This window comes from Stenotrophomonas africana, from assembly GCF_013004645.1.
Classification (GTDB): domain Bacteria; phylum Pseudomonadota; class Gammaproteobacteria; order Xanthomonadales; family Xanthomonadaceae; genus Stenotrophomonas; species Stenotrophomonas africana.
Genome location: NZ_JABEME010000002.1, coordinates 375,006 through 395,412 on the forward strand (window position 1 = coordinate 375,006; position 20,407 = coordinate 395,412).

Consider the following 20,407-nt stretch of genomic DNA (forward strand, 5'->3'; position numbering starts at 1 on the left):
TCTACGCACGAAGGCAGCCGAGCGTGGGCTCCGCTCTACAGGTATTCGGGGCGCCCGTAGGCGCCCGATACCTTATTTCTTCAGGCTGTCGCGGATCTCGCGCAGCAGCACCACTTCCTCGGCCGGCGCAGCGGGAGCGGCTTCCTTCTTGCGCGACAGGCGGTTGATCACCTTGATCACCAGGAAAATGGCGAAGGCCACGATCACGAACTGGATCAGCGTGTTGATGAAGTCACCGTAGCCGATCACCACCGCCGGAATCTCCTTGCCGTCCGGCCCGATGCGGGCCGGCGACAGCGTCCACGCCAGCTGCGAGAAATCCACCTTGCCGATCAGCAGGCCCAGCGGCGGCATGATGATCTTCTCGACCAGCGCGGTCACGATCTTGCCGAAGGCCGCGCCGATCACCACGCCGACGGCGAGGTCGATGACGTTGCCGCGCATCGCGAATTCCTTGAACTCGGTGAGCATTCCCATTGTTGTTTTTCTCCGGTGGGGAAGTGGACAGCGCGCAGGGTAGCGCAGGTGATGTCAGCCGGCGATCACGCCGTGGCGCTCGGCCACGTTTTCCAGGCGCGCACTGAAGCGATCGCCCGGCTTCAAGGCGGCGACCCCGGACGGCGTGCCCATGAACACCAGATCGCCCGCGCGCAGCTGCCAGAGCTTGGACAGCTCATGCAGGATCTCCGGCACGGTCCAGATCATCTGGTCGAGCAGCGCCTGCTGGCGCACCTCGCCGTTGACCTCCAGCGACAGGTTCAGCGCGGCCAGGTCGCCCACTTCCTCAGCGTGCACGATCTCGCTGATCGGCGCGGAGGCATCGAAGCCCTTGGCTGCATCCCACGGGTGGCCCTTGTCCTTGGCCGCGGCCTGCAGGTCGCGGCGGGTCAGGTCCAGGCCAACGGCGTAGCCGTAGATCAGCGCGTCGGCGTCGGCCACGGCCAGTTCGCCTGCGGGCGCGTCGCGGCCGATCGCCACCACCAGTTCCACTTCGTGGTGCAGGTTGGCGGTCGCCGGTGGGTAGGGGATGGCATCGTCGTGGCCGACCACGATCGCATCGGCCGGCTTGCTGAAGAACATCGGTCGGCCGCGATCATCGGCTGCCGGCACCGCCGCGCCCATTTCGCGGGCGTGGTCGGCGAAGTTGCGGCCGACGCAGTAGATGCGGTGCACGGGAAAACTGCCGCCACCGGCTACCGGCACACGCGGCAGGGTTACGGCAGGGATCACATCGGAGACATCGGACATGCGGGCATCCAGGAAGGGCGTGCCCGCAGTCTAGAACGCATGGCGCCCGCCGTCAGCGGGCGCGGATGGCGCAGGTCAGCGCGAGGCCGGCAGCACCGGCTTGCGCACCACGCGGTACTCGCCCTCGACCACGGTCGGGTCGACCGGACGGGCGACACCCGGCTTACGCGAAGCCAGCAGCTTCCACGCCAGGCCGACCAGGATCATCGCCGCACCGACGAATACGCCGATGAACACCATCGCGGCCAGGATCGCCAGGCCGAGCAGGCCCACGGCCACGCGCACCAGCGGGTGACGCGGCTTGCGCGGCGCGAACAGGGTGCGGAACTGGTTGAAGGCGGATGCGCGATTGAACATGGCGGCTCGATAGGCTGGGATCAGCGAAACCAGAGTATCGGGACGCGCCACTGTCATTGAGTGAAAAACTCGTTAAATATAGCCTGTGCTTATTACGAATCAATGACTTGTGTTCATGTTGCAGCCAGTCACCTGAGTGGGCGTGCGACAATGCGGGTTTACTGTCCGAGCCTTCGCCATGACTGCCGCTGCTGCCCTGATCGCCCTTGATGCCATTGCCGATGGCGCGTTTGCTGAGGTCGAAGCGGTGGTTGATGGCGATGCCGAGTCGCTGGTGCTGTACCGCGACGGTGCGCAGGTGCGTGCGTTCCTGAACATCTGCCCGCACGCCGGCCGCCGCCTGGACTGGGCCCCGGGCCAGTTCCTGAAGAGCCGCGAAGGCCACCTGGTCTGCGCCGCGCATGGCGCTTCGTTCGCGCTGGACAGCGGCGACTGCATCGCTGGCCCGTGCAAGGGGGACCGCCTGCGTGCGGTGCCGGTCGATATCCGCGATGGGCAGGTCTGTCTGGCTTGAGGCCAGAAGCAGTCGAGCACGGCTCGACTCTATAAAAGCCGTGTCGACCAAGGTCGACAGCTAACAGAGCGAGATCCGTGCCGACCAACGGTCGGCACCCACCACCCGCCGCGTGAAACTGTCGAAGGCGGCGCACTGTGGGTTTGCGGGGTGTGAGCGGCATGGATGCCGCGACCAAGCCCCCATGGATGGGTTTACGGCGTCCCCGCAAACCCACAGTGCCCCGCCATCCCACGGAATGCCCGCTGTTGCTGTTGCTGTTGCTTCGGCTTCTGCAGGTGCAGGGCGCAGCCCTGCCGATCAAGCCCCTCAGAACATCAGGTTGATCATCAGCACCACCACGCAGGTGTAGATCAGCGACAGCGGGCCGCCGACCCGCCACATCTCGCGCGGGGTGTAGTTGGCCGGGCCGGTGATCATCGAGATCACCGGGTTGGAGGCCGTCATCAGGTTGTTGGAGGCGGACAACGCCACGATCAGCGCGAACGCGGTCGGGTTGCCGCCCGCTGCCAACGCCAGGTTCACCGCGATCGGCACCATCACGATGGTCGCGCCCACATGGCTGATCACCAGCGAGAACGCCGTGGTCAGCAGCGCCAGCGCCACCTCCAGCACCCACACCGGGATGCCGGTGGGCAGCTTGTCGATGGTATGGCCGGCCACCCACGCCGCCGCGCCGCTGGAATCCATCGCCCAGCCGAGCGGAATCAGCCCGGCCATCATGAACACCGTCTTCCAGTTGATCGAGGCATAGGCCTCGTCCATGCGCAGCACGCCGGTCAGCAGCATGCCGGCCACGCCGGTCATCAGTGTCAGCGCCACCGGCAGCTTGCTGGTCAGTGCGATCAGGATGGTCAGCGCGAAGATCGCCATCGCGATCTTGAACTTGTGCGGGCGTTGTTCGCCGGTCGGGTAGTCGGTCACCACCACGAAGTCGCGGCTCTTGGCGGCCTGCGCCAGGTCGGTCCAGATGCTGTGGAAGACCAGCATGTCGCCCGCGCGCAGCTGCACGTCGCGCGCGTCCTCGCGGATCACCTGCTTGTCGCGGTTGATCGCCAGCAGGCTGATGCCGCGCTCCTTGCGCAGGCGCAGGTCGGCCGCGCTCTTGCCGATCACGTTCGAGGTCGGCGGCACCACCGCCTCGGAAATGCCGGCACGGCTGGGGTTGAACAGGTCACCCAGGTGCTTCAGGCGCGATGACATGCGCAGGAACTGGTTCTGCGCGAAGTCGTTGATCTGCTCGCGCGGGCCCATCGCACCGAGCACGCTGCCGACCCAGATGCGCATCTCCGCCGGCGGCGCCAGGCGGGTGTCGTTGCCGGTTTTCAGGGCCAGCAGCAGCGGCGCATCGTGCAGGTTTTCGGCCTCGCCCAGGGTCATGCCCACCAGCGGGCTTTCGGCGGTCACCACCAGCTCGAACACATCGCCTTCGATGCCATAGGTCTTGGCGAAATAGCTCTCGGTGCGTGCCGGGGTGACGCCGTCGTTGACCAGGCTTTCCTCTTCCACCAGCTTGCGGTCGCCGTAGTAGCGGAAGTACAGCAGCGAGGCGATCAGCAGGGCCACGCCGATCGGCAGCGGCGCGAACATGCGCAGCGGCTCGATGGTGGCCAGGCCCGAGGGCAGGTTGTTGTTGGCCGAGGCCAGCAGATCGTTCAGCAGGATCAGCGGCGAATTGCCGACCATGGTCAGCGCGCCGCCCATCACGATCGCCGCCGAGATCGGCAGCAGCAGGCGCTGCATCGTCAGCCCGGTGCGCGCCGCCAGTCGCGAGGCGACCGGCAGGTACAGCGCCATCACCGACGGGTTCTGCATGAAGGACGAGTTCAGGCCGGCGATGGCGGTGGTCATCATCAGCAGCCGCTGCTCGACACCGTGGCCGCGCCGCAGCAGCCAGGCCGCCAGCCGGTTCAGCGCCCCGGTGCGGTCCAGGCCCGCACCGAGGATGGTGGTGGCGATGATGCTCATCACCGCGTTACCGGAGAAACCGCCGAAGATTTCCTCCGGCGCGATCAGGCCGGTGACACCGAGCACCACCAGCACCACCAGCGCGACCACGTCGGCGCGGATGCGCTCGAACAGGAACATCGCCATCGTGAAGCCGACCAGCCCGAGCACGAGCTTCATGTCGTTGGTCAGCGTCAGCGCGGTATCCATGTGGGGCGCGGCGTCCTCAGGCGATCGTCAGGTGCGGTCGTACAACAGGTCCCAGACACCGTGGCCGAGCTTCTGGCCGCGGGTCTCGAAGTGCGTCTGCGGGCGCCAGTCCGGGCGCGGCACGCTGCCACGCGGGCCGGCGCGGTTGACCAGCCCGGCGGTGGCATCAAGCACGTCCCACATCTGCTCGGCGTAGTCTTCCCAGTCGGTGGCGCAGTGCAGGCGGCCACCCGGGCGCAGCTTGCGCACCAGCAGCTCGGCGAACGCCGGCTGCAGCAGGCGGCGCTTGTTGTGGCGCTTCTTGTGCCACGGGTCCGGGAAGTAGATGCGCACTTCATCCAGCGCGCCGTCGGCGATCTCGTTCTGCAGCACTTCCACCGCATCGTGGTGGTACAGGCGCACGTGGTCGGCGTTGTCGTCGGCCAGCGCGTTCAGCAGGCGACCCACGCCGGGCGCGTGCACTTCGATGCCGATGTAGTCGCGCGACGGGTCGTGCTGGGCGGCGAAGCGCAGCGCGGCACCGTTGCCGAAGCCGATTTCCAGCACCTTGTGTGCCGGGCGCCCGAAAGTGGCGTCCAGGTCACGCGGCTGGCCGGTGTAGTCGAGGCCGAAGCGCGGCCAGCGTTCGTCGAACGCGCGCTGCTGGGCGGGGGTGAAACGTCCCTGGCGCAACACGAAGCTGCGTACTTCACGGCGACCCTCGCTCACGGTGAAGGGCTTGGGCGGGGCCTTGGAACCGGCGCTGTCGAAAGGATTGGTCATCAGCCGATCAATCCATCCACCGGGGAGGAGGCGCTGGCGTAGCGCTTGCGCGGGATGCGCCCGGCCAGGAAGGCCTCGCGGCCGGCCTCGACCGCCTTGCGCATGGCGCTGGCCATCAGCACCGGGCTGCGTGCACCGGCAATGGCGGTATTCATCAGCACGCCGTCGCAGCCCAGCTCCATCGCGATTGCCGCATCCGACGCGGTGCCCACGCCGGCGTCGACGATGATCGGCACCTTGGCGTCCTCGATGATCTGCAGCAGGTTGTACTTGTTCTGGATGCCCAGGCCCGAACCGATCGGCGCGGCCAACGGCATCACCGCAGCGCAGCCGATCTCTTCCAGGCGCTTGGCCAGGATCGGGTCATCGGAGGTGTAGACCATCACTTCGAAGCCGTCCTTGACCAGCTGCTCGGCAGCCTTGAGGGTCTGCACCACGTCCGGGTACAGCGACTTCTGGTCGCCCAGCACTTCCAGCTTGGTCAGGTTGTGGCCGTCCAGCAGCTCACGGGCCAGGCGGCAGGTACGCACGGCGTCTTCGGCGGTGTAGCAGCCAGCGGTATTGGGCAGGATGGTGAAGCGCTCCGGCGGCAGCACGTCCAGCAGGTTCGGTTCGCCCGGGTTCTGCCCGATGTTGGTGCGGCGGATGGCCACGGTGACGATCTGGGCGCCAGCAGCCTCGGTGGCCAGGCGGGTTTCTTCCAGATCCTTGAACTTGCCGGTGCCGGTCAGCAGCCGCGAGCCATAGGTCTTGCCGGCGATCACCAGCGAATCGGGGGAGACATGAACGTTCATGGCGCGATTATCGCTTATCCGCCTGAAGATGGGATCACGCAATGGCGTGCAGGCCGTGGATCGGTGTGGATACTGCCGGCGGCAGGCCGGCAAAGCCGGACAGGTCTCAGCCGCCGCCCAGTGCGTGCACGATCTCCACCACGTCGCCTTCGGACAGGACATGCGCGCCATGGCGGCTGCGGCTGACGATCTCGCCGTTGACCTCCACCGCCACCCGGCGCTGCAGCAGCTGCTCGGCCTCGAGCAGGTCGTGGAGGGTCGCCGAAGCGGGCAGGGTGCGGGGTTCGCCGTTGAGCTGGATGTTCATCCGCACATTGTCGCTGATAGCCCGCCGGGATCGGAACGTTTGCAAATTGAACCGGGCGCCAGCTCCGGCACAGCGGGCTTTGCCGTGCTCGGGCGACAATCCATGCGGCGGCGCAGCGTGAGCAAATGGCAGCGCGGTGAAACCATTCACCGTGCGCCGGCGTACGTCCGCCGGGTCCTCAACGATTTCCCCACAGGAGTTCTTTACATGCTGCTCAGCAAACGCCCGATCCGCTCCCTGATGGCGGCCGCGATCGCGCTGGCCGCGCTACCGGCCATGGCAGGCGAATCCCCGTATTCCAGAGCCGTGTTCTTCGGTGACAGCCTCACCGATGCCGGCTATTTCCGCCCGCTGCTGGATCCGGGCGTACGTCCGGTCACCGGCCAGTTCACTACCAACCCGGGTTGGGTGTGGTCGCAACAGGTGGCCAATTACTACGGCCTCGACGGCACGCCCAACGGCAATGGCCAGAACGGCGACAACTACGCTGCTGGCGGCGCCCGCGTCGGCGTGGACGTGCCGAGCGCGATGGGCACCATCCCTTCGCTGAAGTCGCAGGCCGCCCGCTACCTCGCCGCAAATGGCGGCAAGGCTGACGCCAATGCCCTGTACACCGTCTGGGGCGGTGCCAATGACCTGTTTGCCGCCGCCGCTGCGCCGGCCCAGGCGCAGGCCATCATCGGTGCGGCCGTCACCGATCAGATCGCTTTGGTCGGCGCGCTGAAGCAGGCCGGTGCGCAGTACGTGCTGGTGCCGAACCTGCCCAACGTCGGTCTGACCCCGGCCTTCCGCGGCCCGAATGCCGCTACCGCCACGGCGCTGTCGGCCGGCTACAACAAGGCCCTGTACGGTGGCCTGAAGCAGGCCGGCATCGAGTTCATCCCGCTCGATACCTTCACCGTGCTGGCTGAAGTCGCTGCCAACCCGGGCATGTACGGCTTCACCAACGTCACCGGTACGGCCTGCAAGATCGATCCGAACAACTCCACTGCGAGCATCATCGGCTGCAACCCGACCAGCTACGTCAGCCCGGATGCGGCCAACACCTACCTGTTCGCCGACGGCGTGCATCCGACCACCGCCGGCCATCAGCTGCTGGGCCAGTATGCGGTCTCCGTGCTGGAAGGCCCGCGTCTGCAGCAGGTGCTGAGCCACTCGGCACAGACCATCGGCCGTTCGCGTGCCGATCAGGTCAGCATGCACCTGGGGGGTCGCCCGGCCGATGGCCTGTCCTGGTGGGGCGGCGTGCGCGGTGACCTGCAGCGTTATGACCATGCCGACCTGTACGACGGCCTGGCGCCCGCCGGCCTGTTCGGTATCGACTGGGCACGCGACGGCATGGTGTTCGGCGGCTTCGCCGGCTTCGGCCGTCTCAACGCCGACTTCGGCAACAGCCGTGGCGACTTCACCCAGAAGGACACCACCGCTGGTCTGTTCGCGGGCTGGTACCACGACCGCATCTGGGTCAATGGCCAGGTCAGCTACACCTGGTTGTCCTATGACGTGAACCGCAAGGTCCAGTTGGGTCCGGCCACCCGCGAGCACGGTGGTTCGCCGGACGGCAGCAACCTGACCGCTGCCCTGAACGCCGGTTACGAGTTCGGCACCGAAGGCGGCTTCCGCCACGGTCCGATTGCTTCGGTGATCTGGCAGAAGGTGAAGATCGACGGTTACACCGAAAGCGCTGCCGCCGGCACGCTGGCCACCGCACTGGGCTACGACCGCCAGAACGTCGATTCGACCGTCGGTCGCATCGGCTGGCAGGCCCGCTTCGATGGCGGCACCGTCAAGCCTTACGCGCAGGTGACCTACGACCACGAGTTCGAAGACACCAAGCAGGCCAGTGCCTGGCTGCAGACCCTGCCGGAACTGGGCAGCTATCGCGTGCCGGGCCTGAACTTCGACAAGAACTACGCCACCGTGGTGCTGGGTGCCCGTACCGAGCTGTTCGGCCTGCAGAGCAACTTCGGCCTGAGCGCTTCGGCCGGGCAGAAGCGTGCCCAGGACGCGACGCTGTTCGCCAACTTCAGCGGCAGCTTCTAAGCAGAAACCAGGCGGGGTCGGATCCCTTTCGTTGCCGAAAGGGATCCGGCCCCGCTCTGATGCGGGGGCACCATTGCGCAACACCGCCCCCAGCGCATAGACTTTCCACCGCAACGCGGGCGTAGCTCAATGGTAGAGCTGTAGCTTCCCAAGCTACTGACGAGGGTTCGATTCCCTTCGCCCGCTCCAATCAGCACCGAGATCCGCGCTAAGTGTCTGGAGGCGCGAGAATTTTGGGGTTGGATAACGGCCTCTCAAACGACCTTCCTGGGTATCGTTTGAGGTATCGCCAAACATGCCAAAGCCATTGCTTTTGGCCAGGCCAAGCGGGGTTTATGCCCGTTTTCTCGTCCCGAAAGACTTGCGAGCATTGGTCGGCTCGCGCTTCCTCGTTCGTCCGTTGCACGCTCCCTTCGGAGACGTGGCCAGGCTGGTCGCTGCCCGCATGGGCATGGCACTCTCTCATGCATTCCAAGCATTGAGACAGGGGCAGGCGGTGGACATCGACGAGGTGTTACGCAGGGTGCGGCGGAATGGCGTTCAACAGCTGATCTTGAAAGGGATCACGTTCCCCAACGGCGCGGGCGTGACCGAGGTGGAGATCAAAACGCCGGAAGACATGGCGTTCTGGCGCGAGACCCTCGAAAAGATGGCCAGCGCCGATCCAGTAGAAAGCATCGGCCTGCTTCCTGAGCATTTTCTGCTCAAGCAGCAGGAGACGCATGCGAAGAGGGAGGCGACAGGTCGTTCGGTTGGACTGTCACTGTCTAAGGCCATCGAAAACCACCTGACGGATCTGACCAACGCGAAGTTGCAGCCAAAGACGATTCTGGAGAGCCGTCACACGTTGCGGTTGTTTGCTGGCGTGGTAGGGGAAGATCTGCCTGTGTCCGAGCTTGCGCAAGATCACGTGCGCGAGTTCTTCAGCGCAATTCGATGGTGGCCTTCGAATGCATCCAAGCGGCCTGCTTACCGAGGAATGCCGGTGCTGGAGGTGATGGCCTTGGCAAAGGCCAACGATGAGCCCGAGCCGGCCGCCTGGACCATCAAAAAGCACCGCCAGCGTCTGTCGGTGTTCTTTATCTCCTTGGTCGAGGCCAAGCGAGTGGAGGTCAATCCATTGGCAGGCGTTCGAGCGGTGGCGACCCCAGACGAAGAAGACAGGGGATCTCCCTTCACCGACAGCGAGTTGGGCGCCATTTTTGGAAGCGCGTTTGTTCCCTGGGCGTCGAAGTATCCGCATCGGTGGTTTGGTCCGATGCTCGGGCTCTACAGCGGTGCTCGGGTCAACGAAGTGGCTCAGTTGCAAGTGGATGACATCGCAACGGTCGATGGCGTTCCCGGATTCTACGTCCGGGTGGTGGCCAGGGGCCAACGGATCAAGGGCAAGCATTCGCGCCGTTTTATTCCCTTGGCGCAACCCGTGCTGGAGGGCCGGGTTCCTGGACTACGTGCAGGAGGCCAAGGCCGCAGGCCATGTGCAGTTGTTCCCCAATCTCCCGAACAGCACCGGTCTGGGATTTGGCAGGCAGCTGTCACGCCAGTTTTCCACCTACATCAAGCGGCAAGGCGTCGAGGAAAAGGGGCAGGGCTTTCACGGTTTTCGCCACACCTTGGCCGATCGCCTCGACGCCGCAGGTGCGTCGCCAGCGGCCATCGGCGCGGTCACCGGACATGCTGCGGGGCAGACGGTTTTGGAGAAGCACTACATTCACCGCTCCACCCTGCCGGACCGCGTGGCGACGTTGGGCAGGTTCTCGCCTCCGGTTGTGTTGCCGCGCTATCAACCGGGGCAGTTTGACTTGGCGTTGCGCTCGGCCGAGCAGAAGCTGCGGGAAGTTGGTCGGCGTGGAGGAAAGAAAAAGGCCCCCAGCTGAGCGGGGGCCTTCCTGAAGCTGAACTGGAACTTCTACTCACTTGCTGGCGCTGGCGTTGAGCAGAGCGGTTACCGCTCTACAAGCCCATGCTTACTCCAGCGGGCGAGGAGAGCGCTCCACGCCGCCTGAGAACGTCTCCAGCAGCCCTGCCGCTCGCCTGTCTGCTGACAACAGTTCAGCGGTGCCAAGTTTCGGACGATCCAGCAGTTCCGAGGCCCTTGAGTCACCCAGCAGGTAGGCAACCTTGAGATACGCGGCGCTATCCACCAAGGAGCCGTGGCTGGGGTCGTCATAGTAGATCTTGGAAAGCCCGTAGTAGGCGAACAGGTTGCCTGATTTGGCTTGCTCATAGAGAAGCACGGAGCCTTCCGTGAACTTCCCGGCTTCCAGAGCAATTCTCTCCGCGTAGACAACGGCGGCCGGCCTATTGCCGGACGCTGCCATCTCTTGGAGGGATTGCAGGCTGGCGGCATGCAACTTGGCGTTCTCCTGTTCAGAGGGATAGCCATGCTGAATCAACCACTGGGCCTCGGCTGGAGAGCGGGCGCTCAGTGGGCCGGCGCTCGCACAGGACGGATCCACCGCAGGGCACAGCCTCTGCTGAATTTCGGCAGATCGATCGGCCGCGTTTACGCCGGCGTTGGAGGATGGCGTGGGCCGTGACGTCTCGCCTTTTGGTGTCTGGTCGCCCTGCTGGGCTTTCTGTTCAGTCGTTTGAACGTCCGCTGCGGGGGAGGACTTGTCCGCGCAAGCGGAAAGTGCGCAGGCAAGCATGGCCACGATTGCGAAGTTTTTCATGCGCTCACCTGTCAAGGAATTGAACATTGCTGTTGGTCCAGTTGCGTCCACCATGTTGAGCACTGGGCATCTTCAGAGACATATTTCCATTTCTCTTTCAGGGATTTCTCCAGCTCAACCGCACCTGCCCCTTGCGGCGTGATGTATTCCTCCACGGGCACGCCGTAGCGACGTGCCCACTCTACGAAGGTCTCAACGAGACCGGGAGCCCCCACCTCATCGTCTATCGCCTTAAGGATGCTGAGACAGTATGACTCAGGAATGGTGATGTTGATGCCAGCCCTGGTCGCACTCGATGCTTGAAGCTGCTGTTCGCATGCATGCATAACCGCGTAGCGAAACTCCCCGGTCGCGCTGTCGAAGTCCTTTGTCAGGTTGGCGTAATTCTGGGTCTGGCGTTCCAGGGCGTCCTTCATAGAAGCCTGAGCGTTCGGATCAGGCGGCACGGTTCGACCAAACCCGTGCGTTCGGCCTTCGCTGAAGGAAATCGCCATCAGGACAGTGGACTTTGCCCCCCAAGAAGCGCCAGGTAAGCGATCTTTTGCGTAGCTGGCCCCCGATGGGAACGGGATGCGCGCAGGGCAGGAGGCGGGCTTCCTGGCAATGTGTTCTGCACAAACCCGCTGTTTCCAAGTGTCTGCTGAGGGGGGAGAAGAGTTGCCCCCACCACCACCTCCTTCGCCTGGGTCGTAGCCCCCAACTCCGGGAAGTGAGGGGGGATCCATGGGGGGGACGTAAGGAGGCGGTATCGCATCAACCGGAGGAAGGTTGGTCGTTCCTCGATCGTTGGTGGTGTCGGCCATGCCTGATTGGGCTGCGAGCAACGACCCGCCCACGATCAGCGATATGCGAAGAATGTCGCGGATCTGGCGTTTGAGGTTCTGCGATGTGGAGATGTCTTCGGGAGTTAACGTCGGTTTGTTCTTCATGAATCACCATCAGTCCTTGGGGGCTTCAAAGCGGGCGATGCGAGCTTCTTGCACGTTCCAATGCATGTTTGAATGGCTTCTTCGAGGTCTCTTTGGGAGGGGAGGGAGGATGCGGCGTAGGTCGAGGCAATTCGCCGGGCCAGCGGTGGGGAACAGTTCTCGCTGACGGCCTGCACGGCGTCTTCGGTCACGGCTCCTGTGAACAGCAGGGCGTCAGTTGCCCTGACGTCTAATTCTTTTCGTGCTTCTTGCCACACGGAGACTAGGGCGCGCGCCGCTGCCAGCCACCGCTCCATCCTTGCGGGCTCGGGCGTGTGCTGCCCGGTGAGGGAGGCGTCGTTCCACGAAGCAACGGTTGCCAACTTGTCAAACATCAGCAGCCAGCAAATGTAGAGCGGGAACAAACTGCGTTTGCGAGCGGCGAGCTTGATCAGCAAGGAACGTGTGATCCGTCCGTTTCCATCGGCCAATGGGTGGATCGTCAGCAGTTGATGCGCCAGAGCCTCGTCGAGGTGCTCGTTGCAGTTGGATTGGTGCTGGGAGAGGGTGGCCAGGAGATTGGCGAGCAGCGGATCGACGACCGCGACCGGTGGCAGCACGAGCACCGCCTCCTTGGGGCCTCGTCCTGCAACCCAGGCACGATCTGATCGAAGCGAAGGTGCCTGTAGTCCTGCTGCAGACGTCAGTGAGGCGATCAAGGCGTCGGTTGTGCGCAGATCCGCTGGGCTCAGGGGCGCGATTGCCTTGTGGGCTTTTTCGCCGGCGCTGACGGGCAGCAGGAAGTCCCCGTTGTAAGCTTGGGAGTGAACCCGATTCAGTCGTGACGAAAGCAGCAGGAGCGGGTGAAGGTCCGGCTCCAGGAGCTTTGGCTCGTAGGCCTGCCGCAGCTCAAATGCTTCGGAGCGCAGTGGTTGGGGTTGCGAGACCACGACGCCGTGGGTGCCCCAGATCTGTGCTTCGCCCGCTGATCGGATCAGGGGAGGAGGAATGTAGTGCAGTGTCACGGCGCGTTCCAGGCGAGTGAGGTCCAGCGCGTGAGCGTGCACTGCCGTTCGTTACAGTCGTCACCGTCTTGGCTGAGGTGTCAGCGGTTTGCTTCTCCGCGCAAGAGATCGCAGGCCACGCTCAGCCGAGCTGCATGGCTCAAGGGGCGGGCGGGTGAAAGCGGAACTTGGGGAAAAAATTTCGCCCGATCTGCTTTTCGAAAACGGGAAAAGCGTGCACAAGCATTTCCTTAAACCCCAATAGCTTTGCCAAAAGCCCCCCTGCTTTGCCACCGGGGTGGTGCTGGTCTGGGTCTCGTACTTGATTCCGACGTAACCGTCGCCGCCCACGGTCACTTGGTAGTCAACGCAGGCAGCTCCGTTGCACATTGTTATAACGTCGCCGGGGACGATCCACAGAGGCTGTATGGAAACGAGCCGGTTGAAGCTGTCTTGAGCGAGCAGTAGCTCATTGGCAGTAGCAGGATCAACTCTCGGGTAGCCGAGCATGCAGTTGGTGCATGGATAAGTGCCTATTTTTCTCGAGCCAGGCACCTGCGCGTGCACATACGCAGTCGCCGCCGATAGGAAAGTAAACAGAATGCTTGCGGTCAACCAGGCCTCCATTTGCCGCTCCTTTGTGCCAGCAAGATGGCTAGTTCATTGGCTTGCTCAAGCTCAGACGGAGTCATGGACCTAGCCATCAGATCCAGTGCCTGAGCGTTTCCACCAATGGGCGTCAGTTCTCCCGCAGCCTTTTTGTAGGCGTAGGCGCGGACAGGATCCTTCGGCGTAATGATGCCGCGCTGATACGCCGTTCCGAGCGAGAAAAGGCCGTCTGCACTGCCAGCATCCGCTACACTTTTTAAGTAGCGGAAGGAGTCGGTATTGAATTCTTCAACTTTTTCGGGTGAGGCTTCTTGCGTTCGTTGATCTCCAACAACAAGATCCAGGTAATTGTAGTAGGCCAGTCGAGCGTAGGTATCACCCCCTTCGGCCGCTTCTTTCAGCCATCTGGCTGTGTCCTTCAGCGCATCTCTTGGAATGGCCTCGCAACGCTTTAGTTTTTCTTCTGCGGAACTGAGGGATTTCAGTTGCTGATCGGCCAGGAATTGCTCTCGCGTTTTCCCGCTGGCCTTGAGTAAATCCGGGGAAACCTGGCTGCTGGAGTAATCGATTGGTCTGTCAGGCTGCATTGCAACGCGGCACTCGTTCAGTACCAGGAAAAGTTGTCGCTTCGCTTCCAAGTCCCCTGCATCTGCTCTGTTTCTAAGCGACGCATATAGGTCCGCCACTGGAACATCTGGCAGTCGCTGGGCAGATTCGAGGTCGGCCTGAACTGCGATCAGTGTTGGCTTGACGCCGTGAGTGTCTGCGCTTGCGGCGGGTTCTCCAGCCGATGATCCACTACTGCCCGGTTGAGCATCGTTGTTCTGCAGCGAGCAGGCCGTGGCCATCCCAGCGATGAGTGTAATCGTGGCTAGGCGCATGTGCCTGCAGCGAAAGCCGTATTTTGGAGTGGAGGGTGACATTGGAATCTCCATGGAGAATTGCGCTTCTTTGCTGACACTTGCCGCTCAATATTCGGATCGAATGCAATCCAATCGGTGGTGGTTGAAACTCGGTTCCTGGAAGGAATTGAGCCATCGATGCCTCTTCTTGTTTGCATGATCGGTGGCTGGCCACTTCTTTGTAGACCGACTATCGCAATGACGAGCAAGGTTCGGCAATGGGCGTTCGTCCAATGGGAATGTAGGGAATTCCTTCGTGGCGGCGTTGAGCAGGGCTGAGATGGAGAAGAAAGCTCTACACGCTTGAAGATCGATCATCGGGAAGAACAAGCGCCACGCCGAGCGGTGGTGCGCGGCCAGACCCTAATCCGAGCTGAGGCGACCGAAAGCGGTAACACGTCTGGAGGACAGTGCACCGACCGAACTGCCGCCGCTGGTGCCGGCATTGCCTCTAGCTATCGAGCAGTTGTAGCAGGCCCGCCGCTCGGCTGCAGCGGGAAGCAAGAAGCTGGAGCGCGTCCAGGAAGCGCTGGAGCCTCGGTGGCTGCCGGCGGTGACCAAGCCCCGGAGGCGGCATTGTTGTTTCCGGGGTTTTTCGCTTGCGCACGGCGCGCGGATTCAGACAATCCGCATGTCCCGCCGCTGTGGCCTCCGCCAGCGAATTGCTCTCATTTCAGGGAGTCCGGAGGCATGGATCGCAGGGATGACGTGGTCCCGCGCTGCACCGGATCTTTCTTTTCACCGGCATCGGCTCGGCCGAACAGGTTGAAGCGGTTCGAGCACTCGGGCGCGCCGGTGGCCCGCAAGCGGCGCAGTTGATCGGGTAGATCTATCAGGAGGAATTCAGTGGATCGGCGATCCGGATCGCCTGCATCGCGGCGCTGGGCGAAGCGGCCCGTGGCTTACAGACCAGTGCTGAACGGAACAGCTGAAGTTTCATCCACAATGGTCGTGATCGTCGGCGACGGGCATCATCCACCCGCCACACGCCCGCGCTATGCTGCGCGCCTGCCGCCCGATCCTGCCGCGATGAAGCTCGCCATCCTGTCCCGCAACAGCTCCCTGTATTCCACCCGCCGGCTGGTCGAGGCGGCGCGCGCGCGCGGCCACACCGTACGCATCCTGGATCCGCTGCGCTGCTACATGCGCATCGCCGCCGATGGTTTCTCGATGCACTACAAGGGGCGGCCGATGACCGGCGTGGACATGGTCATTCCGCGCATCGGTGCTTCCATCACCCGCTATGGCACCGCGGTGCTGCGTCAGTTCGAATTGATGGGCGCGCGCACGCCCAACCCGTCCGATGCGATCCTGCGTTCGCGCGACAAGCTGCGCGCGCACCAGTTGCTGGCGGCCAAGGGGATCGACATGCCGGTCACGGTGTTTGGCGACAACCCCGATGACACCGTCGACCTGCTCTCCATGCTGGGCCCGCCGCCGCACGTGGTGAAGCTCAACGAGGGTACCCAGGGGCGTGGCGTGATCCTCACCGAGAAGGCCAGTGCTTCACGTGGCATCGTCGAGGCCCTGCGCGGGCTGTATGCCAATTTCCTGATGCAGGAGTTCATCGGCGAGGCCAAGGGCGCCGACCTGCGCTGCTTCGTGGTCGGTGACCAGGTGGTGGCCTCGATGCAGCGGCAGGCGCCGGAAGGTGACTTCCGCTCCAACCTGCACGCCGGCGGCACGGCGGTGGCCGCCAAGGCCAGCCGTGCCGAGCAGCAGGTGGCGGTGCGTTCGGCCAAGGCGCTGGGCCTGTCGGTATGCGGGGTGGACCTGATCCGCTCCGCCCGTGGCCCGCTGGTGCTGGAGGTCAACTCCACGCCGGGGCTGGAAGGGATCGAAGCCGCCTGTGGGGTGGACGTGGCGACACGCATCATCGAGCACGTCGAGAAGCTTAAAAAGCCCTGATTGTTCAATCGCTTGCGATTCTCACGGGCGAATGAGGCCTAGTTTAACACGCCTTTAATCGGCCCCGGCGTAGCCTTCAGCGAACCGCAGCTCTGCCTCTCAGCAGGATCGGTATCGGGATACAACTTCAGACCCAGGCGGGGGCACCGCCTGGGTCTTTTTTATGCCCGCCGCGGGCCCCTTGTGGAGGCAACGTGACGATCGTAGAGTGGCGCCCATCGTTCCTGGATGGATCCGGAGGCTGGCGATGTACCGCATCACGATGATCGCGTTGTTGCTGGGGTTGTCCGGTGCTGCCTCCGCCAAGCCGGAGAAGACCGCCATACAGATGGACGGGCAGGCACCGGTGGCCGAGCAGGTCCGGCGGGTTGAGAAGGCCCTCGATGACGGCGAATACAGCGAGATTTCCGCTGACGACCGTGCCCAGGTGCAGCAGGCCCTGGCGCGCATCACCCAGCGCATGGGGGACCACCGCACGCTTCAGGAGCTTCCGCCGCAGGTCCAGGCGGAGGTCTTCAACGACCAGGAGCGGATCAACACCGTTCTTGTCCGGGCGCACGAAGACAGCCGCCAGATCTGCCAGCACACCCGCACCACCGGTAGCAACATGCCTAAAAGCCGCTGCCTGACCGTGGCCGAGCGCCGTCGGATCGAGGAAAAGGGCAAGGCACTGCTGAACGACCAGCGCACCTTCAACAACTTCAACCCCGCCACCAACCACTAGGCCGGCCGACGCCCCTGCGCATGGCACTTGCTGGCGTGAAGGTGGTGCGAATACAGTCAGCACTCAACTCAAACAAGGATTCGTTTGTCATGAAGTCCCTTCTGATGTCGGCGGTCCTGATCTCGGGCCTGACCCTGGCCACCGCCGCCTCCGCATCGAACCAGGCCGGTGAGGTCTTTATCCCGGGCAAGCCGCTGCAGCAGCAGATCGAGCGCATCGAAATCGAACTCAACGATGGCGAGACCTACAGCGAACTGAAGCAGACCGACCGCAGCCGGGTGCGCGAAGCGCTGGTGCGCATGCGTACGGCCGTCGAGCAGCATCCGAACCGTGATTCGATGCCTGAACAGGTACGAACCGATGTCTTCAACGACCAGCAGATCGTGAACACGGTTTTGACACAGGCACGTGAAGATAGTCGTCTAATATGCCAACGTGAAAAGGCCACGGGTTCGAACCGGGCTACGACGCAGTGCATGACCGTTGCCGAGCGCGCCCGGCGGAAGGACAAGGCACAGCGTGATATGGGCCAGGCCCAGCGCGTTGGCAAATTCGTCAATTAGAGGTGACAGTGAGAATCCTGGTAATCGAAGACAACAGCGACATTGCGGCCAACCTGGGCGACTACCTGGAAGACCGGGGGCACACCGTAGACTTCGCGGCTGACGGGGTTACCGGTCTGCATCTGGCCGTGGTGCACGAGTTCGACGCGATCGTGCTGGATCTCAACCTGCCCGGCATGGACGGCATCGAAGTCTGCCGCAAGCTGCGCAATGAAGCGCGCAAGCAGACCCCGGTACTGATGCTGACCGCCCGCGATTCGCTGGACAACAAGCTGGCCGGCTTCGATTCCGGCGCGGACGACTACCTGATCAAGCCGTTCGCGCTGCAGGAAGTGGAAGTGCGTCTGAACGCCCTGTCGCGTCGCGGCAAGGGCGTGCAGACCCGCGTGCTGGAAACCGGCGATCTGGAATACAACCTGGATACGCTGGAAGTGCGCCGCCAGGGCAAGCTGCTGCAGCTCAACCCGACCGCGCTGAAGATCCTGCAGGCACTGATGGAAGCGGCGCCCGCCGTGGTGACCCGCCAGGAACTGGAAACCCGCGTGTGGGGCGAAGAACTGCCCGACTCGGACTCGCTGCGCGTGCACATCCATGGCTTGCGTGCGGTGGTCGACAAGCCGTTTGAAGTGCCGCTGATCCAGACCCGCCATGGCATCGGATACCGCATCGCCACCCCGGAAGCCTGATTCGGTGGCAACCAAGGGGGAGCGCCGGCGCACGCCCTATCGGCGGCGCCTGCGCAGCCGCATCATCGTGTCGTTCGTGTTGTTGGGCTTCTGCCTGACAACACTGTTCGCGTTTGCCACCAACTGGGCCCGCATGCGGGTGGAAAACCAGTTGGTGGAAGACGTGATCAACCACAACATCGAAGAGTACGCGCGCCGCTTCTACGAGCATCCGGGGCGCAATCCGGCGGTGCCCGTGCAGCAGATCCGGGCGTACGCCTACTCGGCGGACAAGTTCGACAAGGCCCGCGAATCCTGGCCGCAGTGGGCTGACCTGCAGAATGGCAACTACAACCTGAGCGGCACCGACGAGCAGGGGCAGCCGTACGCCTACAAGCTGGCGGTGCGCAAGGCTGACGACGCCTGGTTCTTCCTCGCCTATGACATGACCGACAGCGTGCGCGGCGGCAAGCAGCTCAACCGCGCGCTGGTGCTGTCGGTGCTGGTGTTCAGCGTGCTGTCGCTGGTGCTGGGCTGGTGGTCGGCATCGAAGGTGATGAAGCCTGTGTCGGATCTGGCCGCGCGGCTGCGCGCCTACCGCGGCGGCACCAGCGATCCGGAACCCTTGGCGCCGCGCTTCCCCGACGACGAAGTGGGGCAGCTGGCACAGGCACTGGACGACTATTCGTCGCGGCTGACCGAGGTGGTGCAGCGCGACCGCGAGTTCAATGCAGACGTCAGCCACGAGCTGCGCACGCCGCTGGCGGTGATCCGGGGCGCCACCGAGCTGCTGCTGACCCGGCCCGGCCTGGACGAAAAGGTGCTGCAGCGCCTGCAGCGCATCCAGCGTGCCGAGCAGCAATGCAGCGATCTGATCGGCGCGCTGCTGCTGCTGTCGCGCAACGAGCGCGGGCAGGGCACCAGCAACGTCGCCCGCGTGGCCGAGCAGCTGCTGGACGCGCACCGCGCGCAGCTGGGCGGCAAGCCGCTTGAGCTGGCGCTGGAAGGCGAGCGCAACCTGGTGATCGATGCGCCCGAGGCGGCGCTGTCGGTGGCACTGGGCAACCTGATCGGCAACGCCGTGAAGTACTCGCAGGATGGCGAGGTACGCGTGTTCGTCGGCACCAATTCGGTGTCGGTAACCGACAGTGGCCCGGGCCTGAGCGAGGAAGATGCAGCCAAGCTGTTCCAGCGCGGGTACCGCGGCACCCATGCCGGGCACTCGCAGGGCGGCGGTATCGGCCTGTCGATCGTCAGCCGCCTGTGCGATCTGTACGGCTGGCAGGTGAGCGTGCGCCCCGGTGGCGAGCGTGGCGTGATCGCCACCCTGACGTTCTCGCCGAAGCCCTTGTAAAGGGCACCTGCTTTGGTGGGTGCCGACCTTGGTCGGCACGAACCCTGCCGACCTTGCATCGCGCCCTGTGTCGCTTCTGCCACTGAATCCCCCGCAAGCGAGCATCGCATCACTGGCCCAACACGACACCACCGTGATCGCTGCCGCGCCCCGCGCGTGTTCCCGCGCACGCATTGGCAAGCCCGCGCCGCACTTGGGCTTGATGGTCGCAGCCGAGCATGGCCTCGGCTCTACAGCAGATCCCCAGATCCACGCGTGGATACGCTTCGGTAGTGCTGGCCGCTGGCCGGCAACCAGGCCTCAACCCCTGGCCAACCCCAGATACCGCGCATGCAACTGTTCCACCTGCACCTGCAGGTCCTCCGGCTGCCCATCATTGACCACCACATCGTCGGCCAGCGCCAACCGCTGTGCGCGGCTGGCCTGCGCCGCAATCATCCGGTCGGCCAGTGCGGCATCAATGCCATCGCGCTGCATCAGCCGGGCGTGCTGCACGGCCTCCGGCGCATCCACCAGCAGCACCCGGTCCAGCCACGGGTAGGCCTTCCGTCCACCCACCTCGGTCAGCAGCGGAATGGCCGCAATCGCATAGGGGCTCTCAGCCTGCTCGCACTGCTGCTGCATCAGCAGGCGGATGGCCGGGTGGGTAATGGCTTCCAGTGCCGTCCGCTCGGCCGGGTCGGCAAACACATGGGCGCGCAGGCGGGCCCGGTCCAGGCCGCCATCGGCCAGCAGCATGTCGGCGCCGAAACGCTCGGCAATGCGGGCCAGCGCCGGGCTGCCGGCGGCCACCACGGCGCGGGCGGCCAGATCGGCGTCGGCCACCACGATGCCCAGCGCCTCGAAGCGCCGGGTTACTTCACTCTTGCCCGAGGCGATGCCACCGGTCAGGCCAACCACATAGCGGCTCATG

At 64.1% G+C, this 20,407-nt stretch carries 19 protein-coding genes, 1 tRNA gene and 1 pseudogene; 9 read left to right on the plus strand and 12 right to left on the minus strand.

Annotated features, from left to right (window positions below):
• Positions 1-72: 72 nt before the first annotated feature.
• The 3 genes from mscL to HLA98_RS05905 all read right to left on the minus strand — a co-directional run bounded on the left by mscL (position 73) and on the right by HLA98_RS05905 (position 1,605).
• Positions 73-477, minus strand: a complete 405-nt coding sequence (gene mscL, locus HLA98_RS05895) for a large-conductance mechanosensitive channel protein MscL (RefSeq protein ID WP_049447393.1) — start codon at positions 475-477, stop codon at positions 73-75.
• Positions 478-531: 54 nt separating this feature from the next.
• A complete protein-coding gene (locus tag HLA98_RS05900; protein WP_057499460.1) occupies positions 532-1,248 on the minus strand; it encodes a fumarylacetoacetate hydrolase family protein in 717 nt (238 codons plus the stop codon).
• Between the two features lie 75 nt (positions 1,249-1,323).
• Positions 1,324-1,605 (minus strand): hypothetical protein, encoded by a 282-nt coding sequence (locus HLA98_RS05905; RefSeq protein ID WP_005410817.1) that lies wholly within the window; start codon positions 1,603-1,605, stop codon positions 1,324-1,326.
• A 178-nt stretch (positions 1,606-1,783) separates the two neighbouring features.
• Here HLA98_RS05905 and HLA98_RS05910 point away from each other — a divergent pair, with 178 nt between their 5' ends.
• On the plus strand, positions 1,784-2,119 hold the full coding sequence (locus HLA98_RS05910; RefSeq protein ID WP_057499459.1) for a Rieske (2Fe-2S) protein: 336 nt from the start codon (positions 1,784-1,786) through the stop codon (positions 2,117-2,119).
• Between the two features lie 309 nt (positions 2,120-2,428).
• Here the strand turns inward: HLA98_RS05910 and HLA98_RS05915 are convergent, their stop codons facing one another.
• The 4 genes from HLA98_RS05915 to thiS all read right to left on the minus strand — a co-directional run bounded on the left by HLA98_RS05915 (position 2,429) and on the right by thiS (position 6,139).
• Positions 2,429-4,276 (minus strand): SLC13 family permease, encoded by a 1,848-nt coding sequence (locus HLA98_RS05915; protein WP_049447494.1) that lies wholly within the window; start codon positions 4,274-4,276, stop codon positions 2,429-2,431.
• A gap of 27 nt (positions 4,277-4,303) precedes the next feature.
• The gene (trmB, locus tag HLA98_RS05920) at positions 4,304-5,038 is read right to left on the minus strand and encodes a tRNA (guanosine(46)-N7)-methyltransferase TrmB (RefSeq protein WP_005410814.1); all 735 of its coding nucleotides are present in this window, start codon (positions 5,036-5,038) and stop codon (positions 4,304-4,306) included.
• Complete coding sequence (locus HLA98_RS05925) at positions 5,038-5,832, minus strand: thiazole synthase (RefSeq protein ID WP_049447493.1); 795 nt, start codon at positions 5,830-5,832, stop codon at positions 5,038-5,040. The genes trmB and HLA98_RS05925 overlap by 1 nt, the downstream gene beginning before the upstream one ends.
• Before the next feature lie 106 nt (positions 5,833-5,938).
• Positions 5,939-6,139, minus strand: a complete 201-nt coding sequence (thiS, locus tag HLA98_RS05930) for a sulfur carrier protein ThiS (RefSeq protein ID WP_057499458.1) — start codon at positions 6,137-6,139, stop codon at positions 5,939-5,941.
• Positions 6,140-6,346: 207 nt separating this feature from the next.
• Here thiS and HLA98_RS05935 point away from each other — a divergent pair, with 207 nt between their 5' ends.
• The 3 genes and pseudogenes from HLA98_RS05935 to HLA98_RS05945 all read left to right on the plus strand — a co-directional run bounded on the left by HLA98_RS05935 (position 6,347) and on the right by HLA98_RS05945 (position 10,059).
• A complete protein-coding gene (locus HLA98_RS05935) occupies positions 6,347-8,182 on the plus strand; it encodes an autotransporter domain-containing esterase (RefSeq protein WP_057499457.1) in 1,836 nt (611 codons plus the stop codon).
• A gap of 115 nt (positions 8,183-8,297) precedes the next feature.
• Positions 8,298-8,371: transfer RNA gene (locus HLA98_RS05940), tRNA-Gly, on the plus strand.
• Positions 8,372-8,477: 106 nt separating this feature from the next.
• Positions 8,478-10,059, plus strand: a pseudogene (locus HLA98_RS05945) (site-specific integrase).
• A gap of 90 nt (positions 10,060-10,149) precedes the next feature.
• Here the strand turns inward: HLA98_RS05945 and HLA98_RS05950 are convergent.
• The 4 genes from HLA98_RS05950 to HLA98_RS05965 all read right to left on the minus strand — a co-directional run bounded on the left by HLA98_RS05950 (position 10,150) and on the right by HLA98_RS05965 (position 14,301).
• Positions 10,150-10,884 carry a hypothetical protein gene (locus tag HLA98_RS05950; RefSeq protein WP_129550642.1) on the minus strand — a complete coding sequence of 245 codons (735 nt, stop codon included), beginning with the start codon at positions 10,882-10,884 and terminating at the stop codon, positions 10,150-10,152.
• The gene (locus HLA98_RS05955) at positions 10,869-11,786 is read right to left on the minus strand and encodes a hypothetical protein (protein WP_129550643.1); all 918 of its coding nucleotides are present in this window, start codon (positions 11,784-11,786) and stop codon (positions 10,869-10,871) included. Before HLA98_RS05955 ends, HLA98_RS05950 begins: the two co-directional genes overlap by 16 nt.
• Positions 11,783-12,790: a Fic family protein gene (locus HLA98_RS05960; RefSeq protein WP_160320740.1), complete on the minus strand. Its 1,008-nt coding sequence runs from the start codon at positions 12,788-12,790 to the stop codon at positions 11,783-11,785. The genes HLA98_RS05955 and HLA98_RS05960 overlap by 4 nt, the downstream gene beginning before the upstream one ends.
• Before the next feature lie 590 nt (positions 12,791-13,380).
• Positions 13,381-14,301 (minus strand): SEL1-like repeat protein, encoded by a 921-nt coding sequence (locus HLA98_RS05965; protein WP_129550645.1) that lies wholly within the window; start codon positions 14,299-14,301, stop codon positions 13,381-13,383.
• A gap of 1,008 nt (positions 14,302-15,309) precedes the next feature.
• Between HLA98_RS05965 and rimK the strand changes: the two genes are divergently transcribed.
• From rimK to HLA98_RS05990, 5 genes are all read left to right on the plus strand, one after another.
• Positions 15,310-16,188 carry a 30S ribosomal protein S6--L-glutamate ligase gene (rimK, locus tag HLA98_RS05970; protein WP_005410807.1) on the plus strand — a complete coding sequence of 293 codons (879 nt, stop codon included), beginning with the start codon at positions 15,310-15,312 and terminating at the stop codon, positions 16,186-16,188.
• A gap of 247 nt (positions 16,189-16,435) precedes the next feature.
• A complete protein-coding gene (locus tag HLA98_RS05975; protein ID WP_057499453.1) occupies positions 16,436-16,912 on the plus strand; it encodes a hypothetical protein in 477 nt (158 codons plus the stop codon).
• A gap of 89 nt (positions 16,913-17,001) precedes the next feature.
• Positions 17,002-17,475: a hypothetical protein gene (locus HLA98_RS05980; protein ID WP_049447485.1), complete on the plus strand. Its 474-nt coding sequence runs from the start codon at positions 17,002-17,004 to the stop codon at positions 17,473-17,475.
• A gap of 8 nt (positions 17,476-17,483) precedes the next feature.
• The gene (locus HLA98_RS05985; RefSeq protein ID WP_005410804.1) at positions 17,484-18,161 is read left to right on the plus strand and encodes a response regulator transcription factor; all 678 of its coding nucleotides are present in this window, start codon (positions 17,484-17,486) and stop codon (positions 18,159-18,161) included.
• 4 nt (positions 18,162-18,165) lie between these two features.
• Positions 18,166-19,494 carry a sensor histidine kinase gene (locus HLA98_RS05990; RefSeq protein ID WP_080354893.1) on the plus strand — a complete coding sequence of 443 codons (1,329 nt, stop codon included), beginning with the start codon at positions 18,166-18,168 and terminating at the stop codon, positions 19,492-19,494.
• A gap of 300 nt (positions 19,495-19,794) precedes the next feature.
• Here HLA98_RS05990 and coaE read toward each other — a convergent pair whose 3' ends face one another.
• A complete protein-coding gene (coaE, locus tag HLA98_RS05995; RefSeq protein WP_057499452.1) occupies positions 19,795-20,406 on the minus strand; it encodes a dephospho-CoA kinase in 612 nt (203 codons plus the stop codon).
• Position 20,407 lies beyond the last annotated feature (1 nt).

Excerpts from the sequence above, each read along its gene's own strand:
- mscL (WP_049447393.1), bottom strand. The coding sequence starts at position 477 with ATGGGAATGCTCACCGAGTTCAAGGAATTCGCGATGCGCGGCAACGTC.
- HLA98_RS05905 (WP_005410817.1), bottom strand. The coding sequence starts at position 1,605 with ATGTTCAATCGCGCATCCGCCTTCAACCAGTTCCGCACCCTGTTCGCG.
- HLA98_RS05955 (WP_129550643.1), bottom strand. The coding sequence starts at position 11,786 with ATGAAGAACAAACCGACGTTAACTCCCGAAGACATCTCCACATCGCAG.
- HLA98_RS05975 (WP_057499453.1), top strand. The coding sequence starts at position 16,436 with ATGTACCGCATCACGATGATCGCGTTGTTGCTGGGGTTGTCCGGTGCT.
- HLA98_RS05925 (WP_049447493.1), bottom strand. The coding sequence starts at position 5,832 with ATGAACGTTCATGTCTCCCCCGATTCGCTGGTGATCGCCGGCAAGACC.
- HLA98_RS05900 (WP_057499460.1), bottom strand. The coding sequence starts at position 1,248 with ATGTCCGATGTCTCCGATGTGATCCCTGCCGTAACCCTGCCGCGTGTG.
- rimK (WP_005410807.1), top strand. The coding sequence starts at position 15,310 with ATGAAGCTCGCCATCCTGTCCCGCAACAGCTCCCTGTATTCCACCCGC.
- HLA98_RS05950 (WP_129550642.1), bottom strand. The coding sequence starts at position 10,884 with ATGTTCAATTCCTTGACAGGTGAGCGCATGAAAAACTTCGCAATCGTG.
- HLA98_RS05915 (WP_049447494.1), bottom strand. The coding sequence starts at position 4,276 with ATGGATACCGCGCTGACGCTGACCAACGACATGAAGCTCGTGCTCGGG.
- HLA98_RS05935 (WP_057499457.1), top strand. The coding sequence starts at position 6,347 with ATGCTGCTCAGCAAACGCCCGATCCGCTCCCTGATGGCGGCCGCGATC.
- coaE (WP_057499452.1), bottom strand. The coding sequence starts at position 20,406 with ATGAGCCGCTATGTGGTTGGCCTGACCGGTGGCATCGCCTCGGGCAAG.
- trmB (WP_005410814.1), bottom strand. The coding sequence starts at position 5,038 with ATGACCAATCCTTTCGACAGCGCCGGTTCCAAGGCCCCGCCCAAGCCC.
- HLA98_RS05965 (WP_129550645.1), bottom strand. The coding sequence starts at position 14,301 with ATGTCACCCTCCACTCCAAAATACGGCTTTCGCTGCAGGCACATGCGC.
- thiS (WP_057499458.1), bottom strand. The coding sequence starts at position 6,139 with ATGAACATCCAGCTCAACGGCGAACCCCGCACCCTGCCCGCTTCGGCG.
- HLA98_RS05910 (WP_057499459.1), top strand. The coding sequence starts at position 1,784 with ATGACTGCCGCTGCTGCCCTGATCGCCCTTGATGCCATTGCCGATGGC.
- HLA98_RS05980 (WP_049447485.1), top strand. The coding sequence starts at position 17,002 with ATGAAGTCCCTTCTGATGTCGGCGGTCCTGATCTCGGGCCTGACCCTG.